Source organism: Shigella sp. FC1661, assembly GCF_001712525.1.
GTDB lineage: Bacteria > Pseudomonadota > Gammaproteobacteria > Enterobacterales > Enterobacteriaceae > Escherichia > Escherichia coli.
The window spans coordinates 1-17,132 of sequence record NZ_MDGW01000586.1; the positions used below are offsets into that span (position 1 = coordinate 1).

11 protein-coding genes and 5 pseudogenes are annotated in these 17,132 nt (G+C 51.4%); 10 read left to right on the forward strand and 6 right to left on the reverse strand.

The annotated features are described in order from the left end of the window. Window positions 1-155: IS1 family transposase (locus BFF42_RS24165; protein ID WP_001348782.1), on the reverse strand; the 155-nt coding region annotated here is incomplete at its 3' end. Window positions 156-198: 43 nt separating this feature from the next. Here BFF42_RS24165 and rihB point away from each other — a divergent pair. Next, window positions 199-945 (forward strand): annotated as a pseudogene (gene rihB, locus BFF42_RS24170) (ribosylpyrimidine nucleosidase); the annotation flags it as partial. A gap of 99 nt (window positions 946-1,044) precedes the next feature. After that, window positions 1,045-2,291 (forward strand): annotated as a pseudogene (locus tag BFF42_RS24175) (NupC/NupG family nucleoside CNT transporter). Between the two features lie 55 nt (window positions 2,292-2,346). Here the strand turns inward: BFF42_RS24175 and BFF42_RS24180 are convergent. The 3 genes from BFF42_RS24180 to BFF42_RS24190 form a co-directional block, all read right to left on the reverse strand. Then, the gene (locus tag BFF42_RS24180) at window positions 2,347-3,435 is read right to left on the reverse strand and encodes a sugar kinase (protein ID WP_001065002.1); all 1,089 of its coding nucleotides are present in this window, start codon (window positions 3,433-3,435) and stop codon (window positions 2,347-2,349) included. A 2-nt stretch (window positions 3,436-3,437) separates the two neighbouring features. Beyond that, window positions 3,438-4,295, reverse strand: a complete 858-nt coding sequence (gene nfo / locus BFF42_RS24185; protein WP_000873888.1) for a deoxyribonuclease IV — start codon at window positions 4,293-4,295, stop codon at window positions 3,438-3,440. Between the two features lie 73 nt (window positions 4,296-4,368). Then, window positions 4,369-5,418 carry a YeiH family protein gene (locus tag BFF42_RS24190; protein ID WP_000182052.1) on the reverse strand — a complete coding sequence of 350 codons (1,050 nt, stop codon included), beginning with the start codon at window positions 5,416-5,418 and terminating at the stop codon, window positions 4,369-4,371. Window positions 5,419-5,517: 99 nt separating this feature from the next. Between BFF42_RS24190 and yieE the strand changes: the two genes are divergently transcribed. The 3 genes and pseudogenes from yieE (at window position 5,518) to cirA (ending at window position 10,346) form a co-directional block, all read left to right on the forward strand. After that, window positions 5,518-6,399, forward strand: a complete 882-nt coding sequence (gene yieE / locus BFF42_RS24195) for a DNA-binding transcriptional regulator YeiE (RefSeq protein WP_000548290.1) — start codon at window positions 5,518-5,520, stop codon at window positions 6,397-6,399. A 204-nt stretch (window positions 6,400-6,603) separates the two neighbouring features. After that, window positions 6,604-8,073 carry a lysine-specific permease gene (lysP, locus tag BFF42_RS24200; RefSeq protein ID WP_000253273.1) on the forward strand — a complete coding sequence of 490 codons (1,470 nt, stop codon included), beginning with the start codon at window positions 6,604-6,606 and terminating at the stop codon, window positions 8,071-8,073. 292 nt (window positions 8,074-8,365) lie between these two features. Continuing rightward, a pseudogene (gene cirA, locus BFF42_RS24205) lies at window positions 8,366-10,346 on the forward strand (catecholate siderophore receptor CirA). Window positions 10,347-10,377: 31 nt separating this feature from the next. Here cirA and yeiG read toward each other — a convergent pair. Beyond that, a complete protein-coding gene (gene yeiG / locus BFF42_RS24210; RefSeq protein WP_000425438.1) occupies window positions 10,378-11,214 on the reverse strand; it encodes an S-formylglutathione hydrolase in 837 nt (278 codons plus the stop codon). Between the two features lie 257 nt (window positions 11,215-11,471). On the opposite strand from yeiG, the gene folE reads away from it, so the two are divergent. From folE to BFF42_RS24235, 5 genes and pseudogenes are all read left to right on the forward strand, one after another. Then, window positions 11,472-12,140, forward strand: a complete 669-nt coding sequence (folE, locus tag BFF42_RS24215) for a GTP cyclohydrolase I FolE (protein ID WP_001139613.1) — start codon at window positions 11,472-11,474, stop codon at window positions 12,138-12,140. A 16-nt stretch (window positions 12,141-12,156) separates the two neighbouring features. After that, on the forward strand, window positions 12,157-13,314 hold the full coding sequence (gene yeiB / locus BFF42_RS24220) for a DUF418 domain-containing protein YeiB (protein ID WP_000440906.1): 1,158 nt from the start codon (window positions 12,157-12,159) through the stop codon (window positions 13,312-13,314). Between the two features lie 141 nt (window positions 13,315-13,455). Continuing rightward, window positions 13,456-14,495: pseudogene (galS, locus tag BFF42_RS24225) on the forward strand (HTH-type transcriptional regulator GalS). Between the two features lie 279 nt (window positions 14,496-14,774). After that, a complete protein-coding gene (mglB, locus tag BFF42_RS24230) occupies window positions 14,775-15,773 on the forward strand; it encodes a galactose/glucose ABC transporter substrate-binding protein MglB (protein WP_001036971.1) in 999 nt (332 codons plus the stop codon). A 60-nt stretch (window positions 15,774-15,833) separates the two neighbouring features. Continuing rightward, window positions 15,834-16,832: pseudogene (locus BFF42_RS24235) on the forward strand (ATP-binding cassette domain-containing protein); the annotation flags it as partial. 36 nt (window positions 16,833-16,868) lie between these two features. Here the strand turns inward: BFF42_RS24235 and BFF42_RS24240 are convergent. After that, window positions 16,869-17,132, reverse strand: a 264-nt coding sequence (locus BFF42_RS24240) for an IS1 family transposase (RefSeq protein ID WP_371462478.1), incomplete at its 5' end; no start/stop codon positions are given.

Here is a 17,132-nt window from a genome sequence, read left to right on the forward strand (position 1 = left end):
GTACCGGGCTGAGAGGCGGTGTAAGTGAACTGTAGTTGCCATGTTTTACGGCAATGAGAGCAGAGATAGCGCTGATGTCCGGCAGTGCTTTTGCCGTTACGCACCACGCCTTCAGTAGCGGAGCAGGAAGGACATCTGATGGAAATGGAAGCCACGCAAGCACCTTAAAATCACCATCATACACTAAATCAGTAAGTTGGCAGCATTACCCCCATTATGCGTAAACAAATCGTTGCCGATAATATTCACGGTGAAACCGGACTGGATGGTCCGGTATTCGAGTCGCTGACCCGCCAGGCAGAAAGTACCCACGCGGTGAAATACATCATTGATACCCTGATGGCAAGCGATGGCGATATCACTCTGGTGCCGGTTGGTCCGCTTTCAAATATCGCGGTGGCAATGCGTATGCAACCCGCGATCCTGCCCAAAATCCGTGAAATTGTGCTAATGGGCGGCGCTTACGGTACAGGCAACTTCACGCCATCTGCCGAGTTCAACATCTTTGCTGATCCGGAAGCAGCCCGCGTGGTGTTCACCTCCGGCGTTCCATTAGTGATGATGGGCCTCGATCTCACCAACCAGACTGTTTGCACCCCGGACGTGATTGCACGGATGGAAAGGGCAGGCGGCCCTGCCGGAGAGCTGTTCAGCGACATCATGAACTTCACTCTCAAAACGCAGTTCGAAAACTACGGCCTGGCTGGCGGCCCGGTGCACGACGCCACCTGCATCGGTTATCTGATTAACCCTGATGGCATTAAAACCCAGGAGATGTACGTCGAAGTGGACGTCAACAGTGGCCCTTGCTATGGGCGTACCGTCTGCGACGAGCTGGGCGTTCTTGGCAAGCCCGCTAATACCAAAGTCGGCATCACTATTGATACCGACTGGTTCTGGGGCTTAGTCGAAGAGTGCGTGCGCGGCTACATCAAAACCCATTAAGTGTTGATAACAAGCCGGGTCAGTATCGCAAGATCCAAGCCCGGCTATTTCTGATGGGCAGAAAGCCGTCGCCCAATATGACATGAAGAGATAATAACTATGGATGTCATGAGAAGTGTTCTGGGAATGGTGGTATTGCTGACGATTGCGTTTTTGCTGTCAGTAAACAAGAAGAAGATCAGCTGCGTACCGTTGGCGCGGCGTTAGTGTTACAGGTCGTGATTGGCGGGATTATGCTTTGGTTACCGGCAGGGCGTTGGATCGCTGAAAAAGTCGCTTTTGGCGTGCATAAAGTGATGGCGTACAGCGACGCGGGTAGCGCATTTATCTTCGGTTCGCTGGTCGGGCCGAAAATGGACACGCTGTTTGATGGCGCAGGATTTATCTTTGGTTTCAGGGTATTACCGGCAATTATCTTCGTCACTGCACTGGTGAGTATTCTCTACTACATCGGTGTGATGGGGATTTTAATTCGCATTCTCGGCGGTATATTCCAGAAAGCATTAAATATCAGCAAGATTGAGTCATTCGTCGCGGTCACCACCATTTTCCTCGGGCAAAACGAAATTCCGGCGATCGTCAAACCCTTTATCGATCATCTGAATCGCAATGAATTATTTACAGCGATTTGTAGTGGCATGGCCTCGATTGCTGGTTCGACAATGATTGGTTACGCCGCCCTGGGCGTACCTGTGGAATATTTGCTGGCGGCATCGTTAATGGCGATCCCAGGCGGGATCTTGTTTGCCCGCCTGTTAAGCCCGGCTACGGAATCTTCGCAGGTTTCCTTTAATAACCTCTCTTTCACCGAAACACCGCCAAAAAGCATTATTGAAGCCGCTGCGACAGGGGCAATGACCGGGCTGAAAATCGCCGCCGGTGTAGCGACAGTTGTTATGGCAGTCGCCATCATTGCGTTAATTAATGGTATTATCGGCGGCGTTGGCGGCTGGTTTGGTTTTGCACATGCCTCGCTGGAGTCCATTTTAGGTTACCTGTTGGCCCCATTGGCGTGGGTGATGGGGGTTGACTGGAGTGATGCAAATCTTGCCGGGAGTTTGATTGGGCAGAAGCTGGCGATCAATGAATTTGTCGCTTATCTCAATTTCTCGCCATATCTGCAAACGGGTGGCACTCTGGATGCTAAAACCGTGGCGATTATTTCTTTCGCGTTGTGCGGTTTCGCTAACTTTGGTTCTATCGGGGTGGTGGTGGGGGCGTTTTCTGCGGTTGCGCCACACCGTGCGCCGGAAATCGCCCAACTTGGTTTACGCGCGCTGGCGGCGGCGACACTTTCTAACCTGATGAGTGCTACTATTGCAGGATTCTTTATTGGTTTAGCGTAGTGCGCAATTTATGAGCCGGATAAGATGCGGTCAAGCGTCGAATCCGGCAACATTGTTACACCATTGGCACTAATGAAAGCGCGTTATCGGCAGACAGGGTAGGGTTGTTTAAGCTGCCGCTGGCGCGCGAAATTGCCGCGCAGGCTACCGCAAAACGGGCGCTGTCGCGGAAACTGTATCCTTCAAGAAAGCTATATACTAGGCCCGCCATAAAACCATCGTCAGCACCAAAACTGTCTACTGTCGTATGCGCTGGCGCGGTCAGCAAAAATTGTTCTCCATCCTTTTCGCTGCAATAAACTGACTCATCGGGCAAATAAACAAACAGTTGCTGAACACCTTGCTGATGCAATGCATTCACTGCGGCATTACGGTCAGCATCGCTGGTGATCGCCTGTCCCCATAAAATTTCCAGCTCCGGTAAAGTGGGTTTCAGGGTGTGAATATGCGCCAGCCAGTGTTTGATTTTGCCCGCTTTGAATTCTGAAACGGTATCGACAAACACCGGGATTTCATCAGCGAGGGTAAAGACCCATTCCAGCGCCTCGGCTGTCAGGTTGCAATCAGCCAGTACCACGCCCGCATGACGAAGTAAATCGCGCGACCCGTTCAGTAGTTGCGGTGTCAACTGTTCCAGCAGATGGGTATCGTTAATCGCCAGCACGGTTTGATCGTCTCGATTGGCAATTGCCAGATACGTCGATGTGCTTTGACCATGCAAACGAACGCAGCCGGAGACATTCACGCCGGCACGGCGCGTTTCTTCCAGGAGCATTTCGCCATAAAAGTCATCGCCAATCACTGAAAGCAAATGGACGTCACGGCCTAACAGCGCCAGATTGTGGGCGATGTTGCGTCCCACGCCGCCCGCCGAGCAATGAATTGTACCGGGATGAGAAGCCGCTTGCGGGTAACGGATATCCGCCATCCCGCGAATATCCATATTGATTGTCCCCACCACTACGCAGTATTCCTGCTCGGTGAGAATGTAACCTTTGCCTTTAATCCGCCCTTTGCGCATTAAATCCATAATATGCGCCGCAACGCGCGAACGACTGATTTGCAGCATGTCCGCAATTTCGTTCTGCTGAATCAGCGGGTTACGCCGTAAAATTGCAAGGATCTCCTTTTCCCGGTTATTCATCTTCAGGCTACCGCTTTTTCAGTTTGTTGCGCTTTCAGCCAGGCGATCTCTTCTGCCCAGATATCCGGGTTGATGGTTTCAAGGATCAGCGGAATGCCGTCGAAACGGTCGTCCTGCATGATCCAGCGGAACGCATCATGACCGATATTGTCTTCACCGAGGCTATGATGGCGGTCAACGCGGCTGCCAAAGGTGCTTTTCGCATCGTTAAGGTGCATCCCGCGCAGATACTTAAAGCCAACAATACGGGCAAAATCCGCGAACGTTTTCTCGCATTCGGCTGGAGTACGCAAATCATACCCGGCAGCGAAAGCATGGCAGGTATCAATGCAGACGCCGACACGGGATTTATCTTCCACGCCGTCGATAATCGCCGCGAGATGTTCGAATTTAAACCCTAAGTTACTGCCCTGACCGGCGGTGTTTTCAATCACCGCTGTTACACCTTGAGTTTTATCCAGCGCAATGTTGATGGATTCGGCAATACGCGCAAGGCAATCCTCTTCTGAAATCTGCATCAGATGGCTGCCAGGGTGGAAGTTGAGCAAAGAAAGCCCCAGTTGTTCGCAACGCTGCATTTCATCTATAAAGGCATCGCGCGATTTTTCCAGAGCTTCAGTGACCGGATGTCCGAGGTTAATCAGATAGCTGTCGTGGGGAAGAATTTGCGCCGATGTGTAGTGATATTTTTCACAGGCCGCTTTGAATTCATCGATGGTTTGCGTCGTGAGCGGTGCGGCACGCCACTGACGTTGGTTTTTGGTGAACAAGGCAAACGCGGTTGCGTCGATTTCGGCGGCGCGAATTGCGGCATTTGCCAGACCGCCAGCAGCACTAACGTGCGCTCCAATGTATTTCATGCGAGGACTCCTGTTAAACCCGCTGGAGGAAAACGGTAATGATAGCGGGTTAACAGGAGCAAGATGTAGTGGTTTATGCGATGATGCTTTGAATCACATAGTTAATCGCACCACCACCAACAATCAGCCAGGCAAACAGTACCAGTGCCATCAGCAGAGGTTTCGCCCCGGCTTTTTTCAGCGCGCTGACGTGAGTGGTCAGACCCAGCGCCGCCATCGCCATTGCCAGCAGGAAGGTATCCAGCGTTACCAGCATGTTCACCACGCTCTGCGGTAACAGGTGGAACGAGTTAAAGATGGCAACGACGATGAACAAGATGGCAAACCACGGAATAGTGATTTTGCTTTTCTCGCCGCTGTTCGCCCCAGACAGCTGTTTAACACGCGCCGCCAGCAGGATGAGGAACGGAGCCAGCATCATCACGCGCAGCATTTTGGAAATAACTGCTGCGTTTTCCGCATCCGGGCTGATGGCATGACCTGCCGCCACCACCTGCGCCACTTCGTGCACAGTAGAACCAATGTAGATACCGAAAGTTTCCGGACTAAACCATTGAGACATCAGCGGATATATCGCCGGGTAGAGGAAAATCGCGACGGTCCCGAAGATAACAACGGTTGCAACAGCCACGGTTACTTTACTGGCTTCCGCTTTCACTACCGGCTCAGTCGCCAGTACCGCGGCAGCACCACAGATACTGCTACCGGCACCGATCAACCAGCTGGTGTGCTTATCCAGACCAAACACTTTCTGCCCCAGGAAGCAAGCCAGCAGGAAGGTACTGGACAGCGTCAACACGTCAATGATGATCCCACTGATACCGACATCGGCAATTTGCGAGAACGTCAGACGGAAGCCATAAAGAATGATACCCAGACGTAATAAATATTGCTTGGCAAACAGCACACCACCGTCACAGCTTTTCCAGATGTGCGGATAGATGGTGTTGCCTAAAACCATCCCCAACAAGATTGCGAGGGTGAGGGCACTAAACCCGGCACCCGCAACCGCGGGAATGGAACCACCCCACAGGGCGACCCCGGTGATAACTGCACTCAGGGCTAACCCCGGAATAAAATGCCACAGTGTACGATGTTGTTTCTGTAAGGTGATATTCGTCATAACCCTCTCCTTATAACCGGGCATAAGGTTACGACTAACTGGTTTAAAAATAAAATTGATTATATATTTATAATTAATCTTTATAAGTGGTAAGCGACTATGCACATCACCCTCCGGCAGTTGGAAGTTTTTGCAGAAGTATTGAAAAGTGGATCAACCACCCAGGCGTCGGTGATGCTGGCGTTGTCGCAATCAGCAGTGAGCGCAGCCTTGACCGACCTGGAAGGGCAGCTTGGCGTGCAACTGTTTGATCGCGTGGGGAAAAGACTGGTTGTTAATGAACACGGGCGGCTGCTCTATCCGCGTGCGTTGGCATTGCTTGAACAGGCGGTTGAAATCGAACAACTGTTTCGCGAAGACAACGGCGCGATTCGTATCTATGCCAGTAGTACCATCGGTAACTACATTCTGCCTGCAGTTATCGCCCGTTATCGCCATGATTATCCGCAGTTGCCGATTGAACTTAGCGTTGGGAACAGCCAGGACGTGATGCAAGCGGTGCTGGATTTCCGCGTTGATATTGGCTTTATTGAAGGACCGTGCCACAGCACTGAAATCATTTCTGAACCGTGGCTGGAAGACGAGCTGGTGGTTTTCGCCGCGCCGACTTCGCCGTTGGCTCGTGGTCCGATCACCTTAGAACAGCTGGCCGCTGCGCCGTGGATCCTGCGTGAACGCGGTTCCGGCACGCGGGAGATTGTCGATTATCTATTGCTGTCACATTTACCGAAGTTTGAGATGGCGATGGAATTAGGTAACTCCGAGGCAATCAAACATGCGGTGCGTCATGGGTTGGGAATTAGTTGCCTGTCGCGACGGGTGATTGAAGATCAATTGCAGGCAGGCACATTAAGTGAAGTTGCGGTCCCTCTGCCGCGCCTGATGCGTACGTTGTGGCGTATACATCATCGGCAAAAACACCTTTCCAACGCGCTACGGCGCTTTCTGGACTATTGCGATCCCGCGAATGTACCGCGTTAAGTTGCTGTACAAGAACATGCTGGTGCTGTGTCGATTTCGTGACGCAGCGCCCTCAGCATGCATTCGCCAGAAAAGAGATTGGCTGCTTTACTTATAATCCCTGGGCGATCATGAAGGTGTCTTATAACCGTGTATTTCTGCCGGAAGGATTGCCAATTGTCTGCTACAATCGCGCCTCATTTTTAAGATGGATAGCATTTTTGTATGGTTTCCGAAACTAAAACCACAGAAGCGCCGGGCTTACGCCGTGAATTAAAGGCGCGTCACCTGACGATGATTGCCATTGGCGGTTCCATCGGTACAGGTCTTTTTGTTGCCTCTGGCGCAACGATTTCTCAGGCAGGTCCGGGCGGGGCATTGCTCTCGTATATGCTGATTGGCCTGATGGTTTACTTCCTGATGACCAGTCTCGGTGAACTGGCTGCATATATGCCGGTTTCCGGTTCGTTTGCCACTTACGGTCAGAACTATGTTGAAGAAGGCTTTGGCTTCGCGCTGGGCTGGAACTACTGGTACAACTGGGCGGTGACTATCGCCGTTGACCTGGTTGCAGCTCAGCTGGTCATGAGCTGGTGGTTCCCGGATACACCGGGCTGGATCTGGAGTGCGTTGTTCCTCGGCGTTATCTTCCTGCTGAACTACATCTCAGTTCGTGGCTTTGGTGAAGCGGAATACTGGTTCTCACTGATCAAAGTCACGACAGTTATTGTCTTTATCATCGTTGGCGTGCTGATGATTATCGGTATCTTCAAAGGCGCGCAGCCTGCGGGCTGGAGCAACTGGACAATCGGCGAAGCGCCGTTTGCTGGTGGTTTTGCGGCGATGATCGGCGTAGCTATGATTGTCGGCTTCTCTTTCCAGGGAACCGAGCTGATCGGTATTGCTGCAGGCGAGTCCGAAGATCCGGCGAAAAACATTCCACGCGCGGTACGTCAGGTGTTCTGGCGAATCCTGTTGTTCTATGTGTTCGCGATCCTGATTATCAGCCTGATTATTCCGTACACCGATCCGAGCCTGCTGCGTAACGATGTTAAAGACATCAGCGTTAGTCCGTTCACCCTGGTGTTCCAGCACGCGGGTCTGCTCTCTGCGGCGGCGGTGATGAACGCAGTTATTCTGACGGCGGTGCTGTCAGCCGGTAACTCCGGTATGTATGCGTCTACTCGTATGCTGTACACCCTGGCGTGTGACGGTAAAGCGCCGCGCATTTTCGCTAAACTGTCGCGTGGTGGCGTGCCGCGTAATGCGCTGTATGCGACGACGGTGATTGCCGGTCTGTGCTTCCTGACCTCCATGTTTGGCAACCAGACGGTATACCTGTGGCTGCTGAACACCTCCGGGATGACGGGTTTTATCGCCTGGCTGGGGATTGCCATTAGCCACTATCGCTTCCGTCGCGGTTACGTATTGCAGGGACACGACATTAACGATCTGCCGTACCGTTCAGGTTTCTTCCCACTGGGGCCGATCTTCGCATTCATTCTGTGTCTGATTATCACTTTGGGCCAGAACTACGAAGCGTTCCTGAAAGATACCATTGACTGGGGCGGCGTAGCGGCAACGTATATTGGTATCCCGCTGTTCCTGATTATTTGGTTCGGCTACAAGCTGATTAAAGGAACTCACTTCGTACGCTACAGCGAAATGAAGTTCCCGCAGAACGATAAGAAATAAGTTTCCTCCCTTCCTTGCTAAGCCCTCTCAACCGAGAGGGCTTTTTCAATTCCATTTCCCTGACAAATCATGCGGATATAAAATTTAACATTTAGATTGATAATTGTTATCGTTTGCATTATCGTTACGCCGCAATCAAAAAAGGCTGACAAATCAGAGGCTGTTCCGGCTTTCTGGGATGATCACCTGCATACAAATAAGTCCACCGCGATGCTGCCGTACGCAAGGGGACGTGAAGAAGATGTGAGCGATAACCCATTTTATTTTCGTAGTTACCTCATGGAAATATGGAATGTTTAGGTTGAACCCTTTCGTACGGGTCGGGCTGTGTTTGTCCGCTATTTCTTGTGCATGGCCTGTGTTAGCGGTCGATGATGATGGCGAAACGATGGTTGTCACTGCATCTTCCGTTGAACAAAACCTCAAAGATGCACCCGCCAGTATCAGCGTCATTACCCAGGAAGACCTGCAGCGAAAACCGGTACAGAATCTGAAGGATGTCCTCAAAGAAGTGCCTGGCGTACAACTGACGAACGAAGGGGATAACCGTAAGGGCGTTAGTATTCGTGGTCTGGACAGCAGCTACACCCTGATTCTCGTCGACGGTAAACGCGTTAACTCCCGCAATGCCGTCTTCCGCCACAATGATTTCGATCTGAACTGGATCCCGGTCGATTCCATCGAACGTATTGAAGTGGTTCGTGGCCCGATGTCGTCGCTATACGGCTCCGATGCGCTCGGCGGTGTAGTGAATATCATCACCAAAAAAATCGGTCAGAAATGGTCGGGTACCGTTACCGTCGATACCACCATTCAGGAACATCGCGATCGCGGTGATACCTATAACGGTCAGTTCTTTACCAGTGGACCATTAATTGATGGTGTGCTGGGAATGAAAGCTTACGGCAGCCTGGCAAAACGTGAAAAGGATGACCCGCAAAACTCAACGACCACCGATACCGGAGAAACGCCGCGTATTGAAGGATTCTCCAGCCGCGACGGCAATGTTGAATTTGCCTGGACACCGAATCAAAATCACGATTTTACTGCCGGATACGGTTTCGACCGTCAGGAACTCGCTGGACAAAAACCGCCTGGAACGCCAGAACTACTCCGTCAGCCATAATGGGCGTTGGGATTACGGCACCAGCGAACTGAAATACTACGGTGAGAAAGTCGAGAACAAAAACCCTGGCAACAGCAGCCCGATAACTTCCGAAAGCAATACGGTCGACGGCAAATACACGTTGCCGCTGACGGCGATTAATCAGTTTCTCACGGTTGGCGGTGAATGGCGTCACGACAAACTTAGCGATGCGGTGAACCTGACCGGGGGAACCAGCTCCAAAACGTCTGCCAGCCAGTACGCGCTGTTTGTGGAAGATGAATGGCGGATCTTCGAGCCGCTGGCGCTGACGACCGGCGTGCGTATGGACGATCACGAAACCTACGGTGAACACTGGAGTCCGCGTGCCTACCTGGTTTATAACGCCACCGACACCGTAACGGTGAAAGGGGGCTGGGCGACGGCATTTAAAGCACCTTCTCTGTTGCAACTTAGCCCTGACTGGACGAGCAATTCCTGCCGTGGCGCATGTAAGATTGTGGGTAGCCCGGATCTGAAACCAGAAACCAGCGAAAGTTGGGAGCTGGGGCTTTACTACATGGGTGAAGAAGGCTGGCTGGAAGGGGTTGAATCCAGCGTTACCGTTTTCCGTAACGATGTGAAAGATCGTATCAGCATCAGCCGTACGTCTGACGTCAACGCTGCACCGGGCTACCAAAACTTTGTTGGTTTTGAGACGGGCGCTAACGGACGGCGCATACCGGTATTTAGCTACTACAACGTTAACAAAGCTCGTATTCAGGGCGTGGAAACCGAACTGAAAATTCCGTTCAACGATGAATGGAAACTGTCGATCAACTACACCTACAACGATGGTCGTGATGTCAGCAACGGCGAAAACAAACCGCTATCCGATCTGCCGTTCCATACTGCTAACGGTACGCTGGACTGGAAACCGCTGGCGCTGGAAGACTGGTCATTCTATGTTTCTGGTCACTATACCGGGCAGAAACGCGCCGACAGCGCGACGGCTAAAACACCGGGCGGTTATACCATCTGGAATACCGGCGCGGCCTGGCAGGTGACTAAAGACGTCAAACTGCGCGCAGGCGTGCTGAACCTTGGCGACAAGGATCTCAGTCGTGACGACTACAGCTATAACGAAGACGGACGTCGTTACTTTATGGCAGTGGATTATCGCTTCTGACGAGAAGATGCCCGGCGAACCGGGCGGACTTTCACTTCAGTAAATACTGCGCATGGAAGCGCAGGTGATCCTCTATAAAAGAGGCGATGAAGTAGTAACTGTGATCATATCCCGGCTGAATACGCAGCGTCATCGGCCACGCTTTCTGGCGCGCGGCTTCTGCCAGTACCGCAGGTTGCAACTGGTCGGCAAGAAACTGATCATTATCGCCCTGATCGATAAGCGTCGGGATCGCATCCTGCGCGTTACTGGCATACATCAGCGCGCAACTGTCCCATTCCAGCCATGCATTTTTGTCCTCACCTAAATAGCTGCTAAACGCTTTGATTCCCCACGGGACGCTGCACGGATTCACAATTGGCGCAAAGGCCGAAACGCTGGTGTATTTACCCGGATTTTTCAGCGCCATAATCAGCGCACCGTGACCACCCATTGAGTGACCGCTAATGGCGCAGCGGTCGCTGACATTAAATTGCGATTGAACCAGCGCCGGTAATTCATCGCGCAGATAATCATACATCCGGTAATGCGTCGCCCACGGCGGTTGCGTGGCATTAAGATAAAAGCCTGCGCCCTGGCCTAAATCGTAGCCATCGTCGTTGGCAACCTTTTCGCCGCGCGGGCTGGTGTCTGGCATCACCAGTACAATCCCCAGTTCTGCCGCCACGCGCTGGGCACCCGCCTTGGTGGTGAAGTTCTCGTCATTGCAGGTTAATCCGGAAAGCCAGTACAGCACTGGTGGCGGGGTGTGATCACGAGGGGGTGGGAGAAAGATACTGAACGTCATCGGGCAGTTTAAGGTACTGGAGTCGTGTCGCCAGCGTTGCTGCCAGCCTTCAAAACAGCGGTGCTCTTCGAGCATTTCCATGCGTGGCTCCTTGTTGTGTTGTTTGCAATTTCTTCATCATACCGTTTATTCAATGTGCTGTGAGTAACTTTCACTTCCGTATTTGCATAACGATGTTTTAACATCTGCTGATGAAAGGCAGCGGCAATTACAATAATTATCGCTGTGAATACTGGATTATGTGCGCCGCCTCACGCACAATAATCAGGCTGTAAATCAGCTTAATAACTTTGCCCCCACGCAGGGCGGAGGCGTCACACCTGCAGGAGAAATCATAAATGCCATCACTCAGTAAAGAAGCGGCCCTGGTTCATGAAGCGTTAGTTGCGCGAGGACTGGAAACACCGCTGCGCCCGCCCGTGCATGAAATGGATAACGAAACGCGCAAAAGCCTTATTGCTGGTCATATGACCGAAATCATGCAGCTGCTGAATCTCGACCTGGCTGATGACAGTTTGATGGAAACGCCGCATCGCATCGCTAAAATGTATGTCGATGAAATTTTCTCCGGTCTGGATTACGCCAACTTCCCGAAAATCACCCTCATTGAAAACAAAATGAAGGTCGATGAAATGGTCACCGTGCGCGATATCACTCTGACCAGTACCTGTGAACACCATTTTGTTACCATCGATGGCAAAGCGACGGTGGCTTATATCCCGAAAGATTCGGTGATCGGTCTGTCAAAAATTAACCGTATCGTGCAGTTCTTTGCCCAGCGTCCGCAGGTGCAGGAACGTCTGACGCAGCAAATTCTTATTGCGCTACAAACGCTGCTGGGCACCAATAACGTGGCTGTCTCCATTGATGCGGTGCATTACTGCGTGAAAGCGCGTGGCATCCGCGATGCAACCAGTGCCACAACAACGACCTCTCTTGGTGGATTGTTCAAATCCAGTCAGAATACGCGCCACGAGTTTCTGCGCGCTGTGCGTCATCACAACTGATTAAAAGGCAGGAACCATGGAGCGCAACGTAACGCTCGATTTTGTTCGCGGCGTCGCCATTCTGGGGATCCTGCTATTAAACATCAGCGCCTTTGGGCTACCAAAGGCGGCTTATCTCAATCCCGCTTGGTACGGCGCTATTACGCCGCAGGATGCATGGACCTGGGCATTTCTCGATCTCATCGGCCAGGTGAAATTCCTCACGCTTTTTGCGCTGCTGTTTGGTGCGGGCCTGCAAATGTTGCTGCCCCGTGGCAGACGCTGGATCCAGTCGCGGTTAACGCTGTTAGTCTTGCTGGGTTTTATTCACGGTTTATTGTTCTGGGACGGCGATATTCTGCTGGCTTACGGGCTGGTGGGCTTAATCTGCTGGCGGCTGGTGCGCGATGCGCCATCGGTAAAAAGCCTGTTTAATACAGGCGTCATGCTTTATCTGGTGGGGCTTGGCGTTTTGCTGTTATTGGGGCTGATTTCCGACAGCCAGACCAGCCGCGCCTGGACGCCGGATGCATCGGCTATTTTGTATGAAAAATACTGGAAGCTTCACGGCGGCGTTGAAGCAATCAGTAATCGTGCCGATGGTGTTGGCAACAGTTTACTGGCACTGGGCGCACAGTATGGCTGGCAACTGGCAGGGATGATGCTCATTGGTGCGGCGCTGATGCGCAGCGGCTGGCTGAAAGGGCAGTTCAGCTTACGTCACTATCGTCGTACTGGTTTTGTGCTGGTGGCGATTGGGGTGACTATTAACCTTCCTGCCATCGCCCTGCAATGGCAGCTGGACTGGGCGTATCGCTGGTGTGCCTTCTTACTTCAAATGCCGCGGGAACTGAGTGCGCCGTTTCAGGCGATTGGCTATGCGTCGCTGTTTTATGGCTTCTGGCCGCAATTGAGCCGCTTTAAGCTGGTGCTTGCGATCGCCTGCGTCGGACGGATGGCGCTGACCAACTATCTATTGCAAACGCTGATTTGTACCATGCTTTTTTACCACCTCGGTTTGTTTATGCATTTTGACCGCCTGGAGCTGCTGGCGTTTGTTATTCCGGTATGGCTGGCGAATATCCTCTTCTCTGTTATCTGGCTGCGTTACTTCCGCCAGGGGCCGGTGGAATGGCTCTGGCGTCAGTTAACTTTGCGTGCTGCCGGAACGGCAATATCTAAAACATCAAGATAACGATCTGGATCACATTCGTTAACAAAACGGCTGTAACCGTTTCCATTGCTGTGACTCGATTCACGAAGTCCTGTATTCAGTGCTGACAAAATAGCCGCCAGCAAGCAGTCATTTACTGCAATCTCATAACAGGTAGTGAATATGATCACCATTCGTGATGTAGCGCGTCAGGCTGGCGTCTCTGTGGCAACGGTTTCCCGGGTGCTCAATAACAGCACGCTGGTCAGTGCCGACACGCGTGAAGCAGTAATGAAAGCCGTGAGTGAGCTGGATTATCGGCCAAACGCCAATGCCCAGGTGCTGGCAACTCAGGTTAGCGACACCATTGGCGTGGTGGTGATGGACGTTTCTGATGCGTTTTTCGGCGCGCTGGTAAAAGCGGTGGATCTAGTCGCTCAGCAGCATCAGAAATACGTGCTAATCGGCAATAGCTATCATGAAGCGGAAAAAGAGCGTCACGCCATTGAGGTGTTAATTCGCCAGCGTTGTAATGCGTTGATTGTTCACTCAAAAGCATTGAGTGACGATGAACTGGCGCAATTTATGGATAACATTCCCGGTATGGTGTTAATCAACCGCGTTGTGCCGGGGTACGCCCATCGTTGCGTTTGCCTGGATAATCTCAGCGGTGCCCGAATGGCGACGCGCATGTTGCTGAATAACGGTCATCAACGTATTGGTTATCTTTCTTCCAGTCACGGCATTGAAGATGACGCCATGCGTAAAGCAGGCTGGATGAGTGCGTTGAAAGAGCAGGATATTATTCCGCCGGAAAGCTGGATTGGCACTGGTACGCCGGACATGCCGGGCGGTGAGGCGGCGATGGTTGAACTGCTGGGGCGCAATCTACAACTTACCGCTATATTTGCTTATAACGACAATATGGCCGCTGGCGCACTGACAGCATTAAAAGATAATGGCATTGCGATTCCGTTACATCTCTCAATCATCGGTTTCGATGATATTCCCATCGCCCGTTACACCGCCCGCAATTAACGACCGTGCGTTATCCCATTGCTTCAATGGCTAAATTAGCCACCGAACTGGCCTTGCAGGGGGCAGCAGGCAATATTGATCCTCGTGCCAGCCACTGTTTTATGCCGACGTTAGTGCGTCGCCATTCTGTCGCAACGCGCCAGAATGCGGCGGCGATCACTAACTCAACAAATCAGGCGATGTAACCGCTTTCAATCTGTGAGTGATTTCACAGTATCTTAACAATGTGATAGCTATGATTGCACCGTTTTAACGTTGTAACCCGTATGTAACAGTGAATAATCACTTTCACCGAGGTAATAGCGTCATAACAACAATTAAAGCCGTTTTCTGGAGCGTTACCGGGCATGGAAGAACGAATTTTAAAAAGTGAGCTTCGGCGTTCAGTAACACTTCATTAACTCTACTGCCCTGCCGAGCATTTATCTCAAGCACTACCCTGCATAAGAAAAACCGGAGATACCATGAATAAGAAGGTGTTAACCCTGTCTGCTGTGATGGCCAGCATGTTATTCGGTGCCGCTGCACACGCTGCTGATACTCGCATTGGTGTAACAATCTATAAGTACGACGATAACTTTATGTCTGTAGTGCGCAAGGCTATTGAGCAAGATGCGAAAGCCGCGCCAGATGTTCAGCTGCTGATGAATGATTCTCAGAATGACCAGTCCAAGCAGAACGATCAGATCGACGTATTGCTGGCGAAAGGGGTGAAGGCACTGGCAATCAACCTGGTTGACCCGGCAGCTGCGGGTACGGTGATTGAGAAAGCGCGTGGGCAAAACGTGCCGGTGGTTTTCTTCAACAAAGAACCGTCTCGTAAGGCGCTGGATAGCTACGACAAAGCCTACTACGTTGGCACTGACTCCAAAGAGTCCGGCATTATTCAGGGCGATTTGATTGCTAAACACTGGGCGGCGAATCAGGGTTGGGATCTGAACAAAGACGGTCAGATTCAGTCCGTACTGCTGAAAGGTGAACCGGGCCATCCGGATGCAGAAGCACGTACCACTTACGTGATTAAAGAATTGAACGATAAAGGCATCAAAACTGAACAGTTACAGTTAGATACCGCAATGTGGGATACCGCTCAGGCGAAAGATAAGATGGACGCCTGGCTGTCTGGCCCGAACGCCAACAAAATCGAAGTGGTTATCGCCAACAACGATGCGATGGCAATGGGCGCGGTAGAAGCACTGAAAGCACACAACAAGTCCAGCATTCCGGTGTTTGGCGTCGATGCTCTGCCAGAAGCGCTGGCGCTGGTGAAATCCGGTGCACTGGCGGGCACCGTACTGAACGATGCTAACAACCAGGCGAAAGCGACCTTTGATCTGGCGAAAAACCTGGCCGATGGTAAAGGTGCGGCTGATGGCACCAACTGGAAAATCGACAACAAAGTGGTCCGCGTACCTTATGTTGGCGTAGATAAAGACAACCTGGCTGAATTCAGCAAGAAATAAGACTGATTGGGCGCAGTCTATTACTGCGCCCTTATTGTATGACCAACAAGGTAAAATTATATGGTCAGCTCAACGACTCCGTCCTCCGGGGAATACTTGTTGGAAATGAGCGGTATCAACAAGTCCTTTCCTGGTGTTAAGGCACTTGATAACGTTAATTTAAAAGTCCGGCCACATTCTATCCATGCATTAATGGGGGAAAACGGCGCAGGAAAATCAACATTATTAAAATGCTTGTTTGGTATTTATCAAAAAGACTCCGGCACCATTTTATTCCAGGGTAAAGAGATCGATTTCTATTCGGCCAAAGAAGCACTGGAAAATGGTATTTCGATGGTACACCAGGAGTTAAACCTGGTATTACAACGTTCGGTGATGGACAACATGTGGCTTGGGCGATACCCCACCAAAGGCATGTTTGTCGATCAGGACAAAATGTACCGCGAAACCAAAGCGATTTTTGATGAACTGGATATTGATATCGATCCGCGTGCGCGCGTCGGCACATTATCTGTTTCGCAAATGCAGATGATCGAAATCGCCAAAGCGTTTTCCTATAACGCGAAAATTGTGATTATGGATGAACCGACTTCTTCGTTAACCGAAAAAGAGGTCAATCATCTGTTCACTATTATTCGTAAATTAAAAGAGCGCGGCTGCGGTATTGTTTATATCTCGCATAAAATGGAGGAAATCTTCCAGTTATGTGATGAAGTTACCGTATTGCGCGACGGTCAGTGGATCGCCACCGAACCGCTGGCAGGACTGACGATGGACAAGATCATCGCCATGATGGTTGGGCGTTCTCTTAACCAGCGTTTCCCTGACAAAGAAAACAAGCCGGGCGAAGTCATCCTCGAGGTGCGTAACCTGACGTCACTGCGCCAGCCGTCGATCCGTGATGTCTCGTTTGATCTGCATAAAGGGGAGATCCTCGGTATTGCCGGGCTGATGGGGGCGAAACGTACCGATATTGTTGAGACGTTATTTGGTATTCGCGAGAAATCGGCCGGCACCATTACGTTGCACGGCAAAAAGATCAATAACCATAATGCCAATGGGTAATGACTCCAACTTACTGATAGTGTTTTATGTTCAGATAATGCCCGATGACCTTGTCATGCAGCTCCACCGATTTGAGAACGACAGTGACTTCCGTCCCAGCCTTGCCAGATGTTGTCTCAGATTCAGATTATGTCGCTCAATGCGCTGAGTGTAACGCTTGCTGATAACGTGCAGCTTTCCCTTCAGGCGTGATTCATACAGCGGCCAGCCATCCGTCATCCATACCACGACCTCAAAGGCCGACAGCAGGCTCAGAAGACGCTCCAGTGTGGCCAGAGTGCGTTCACCGAAGAC

What these genes read in the sequence shown, in the direction of transcription:
- BFF42_RS24180 (WP_001065002.1), bottom strand. Translation starts at nt 3,435, where the DNA reads ATGAATAACCGGGAAAAGGAGATCCTTGCAATTTTACGGCGTAACCCG.
- yeiB (WP_000440906.1), top strand. Translation starts at nt 12,157, where the DNA reads ATGGAGCGCAACGTAACGCTCGATTTTGTTCGCGGCGTCGCCATTCTG.
- yieE (WP_000548290.1), top strand. Translation starts at nt 5,518, where the DNA reads ATGCACATCACCCTCCGGCAGTTGGAAGTTTTTGCAGAAGTATTGAAA.
- BFF42_RS24190 (WP_000182052.1), bottom strand. Translation starts at nt 5,418, where the DNA reads ATGACGAATATCACCTTACAGAAACAACATCGTACACTGTGGCATTTT.
- folE (WP_001139613.1), top strand. Translation starts at nt 11,472, where the DNA reads ATGCCATCACTCAGTAAAGAAGCGGCCCTGGTTCATGAAGCGTTAGTT.
- yeiG (WP_000425438.1), bottom strand. Translation starts at nt 11,214, where the DNA reads ATGGAAATGCTCGAAGAGCACCGCTGTTTTGAAGGCTGGCAGCAACGC.
- mglB (WP_001036971.1), top strand. Translation starts at nt 14,775, where the DNA reads ATGAATAAGAAGGTGTTAACCCTGTCTGCTGTGATGGCCAGCATGTTA.
- nfo (WP_000873888.1), bottom strand. Translation starts at nt 4,295, where the DNA reads ATGAAATACATTGGAGCGCACGTTAGTGCTGCTGGCGGTCTGGCAAAT.
- lysP (WP_000253273.1), top strand. Translation starts at nt 6,604, where the DNA reads ATGGTTTCCGAAACTAAAACCACAGAAGCGCCGGGCTTACGCCGTGAA.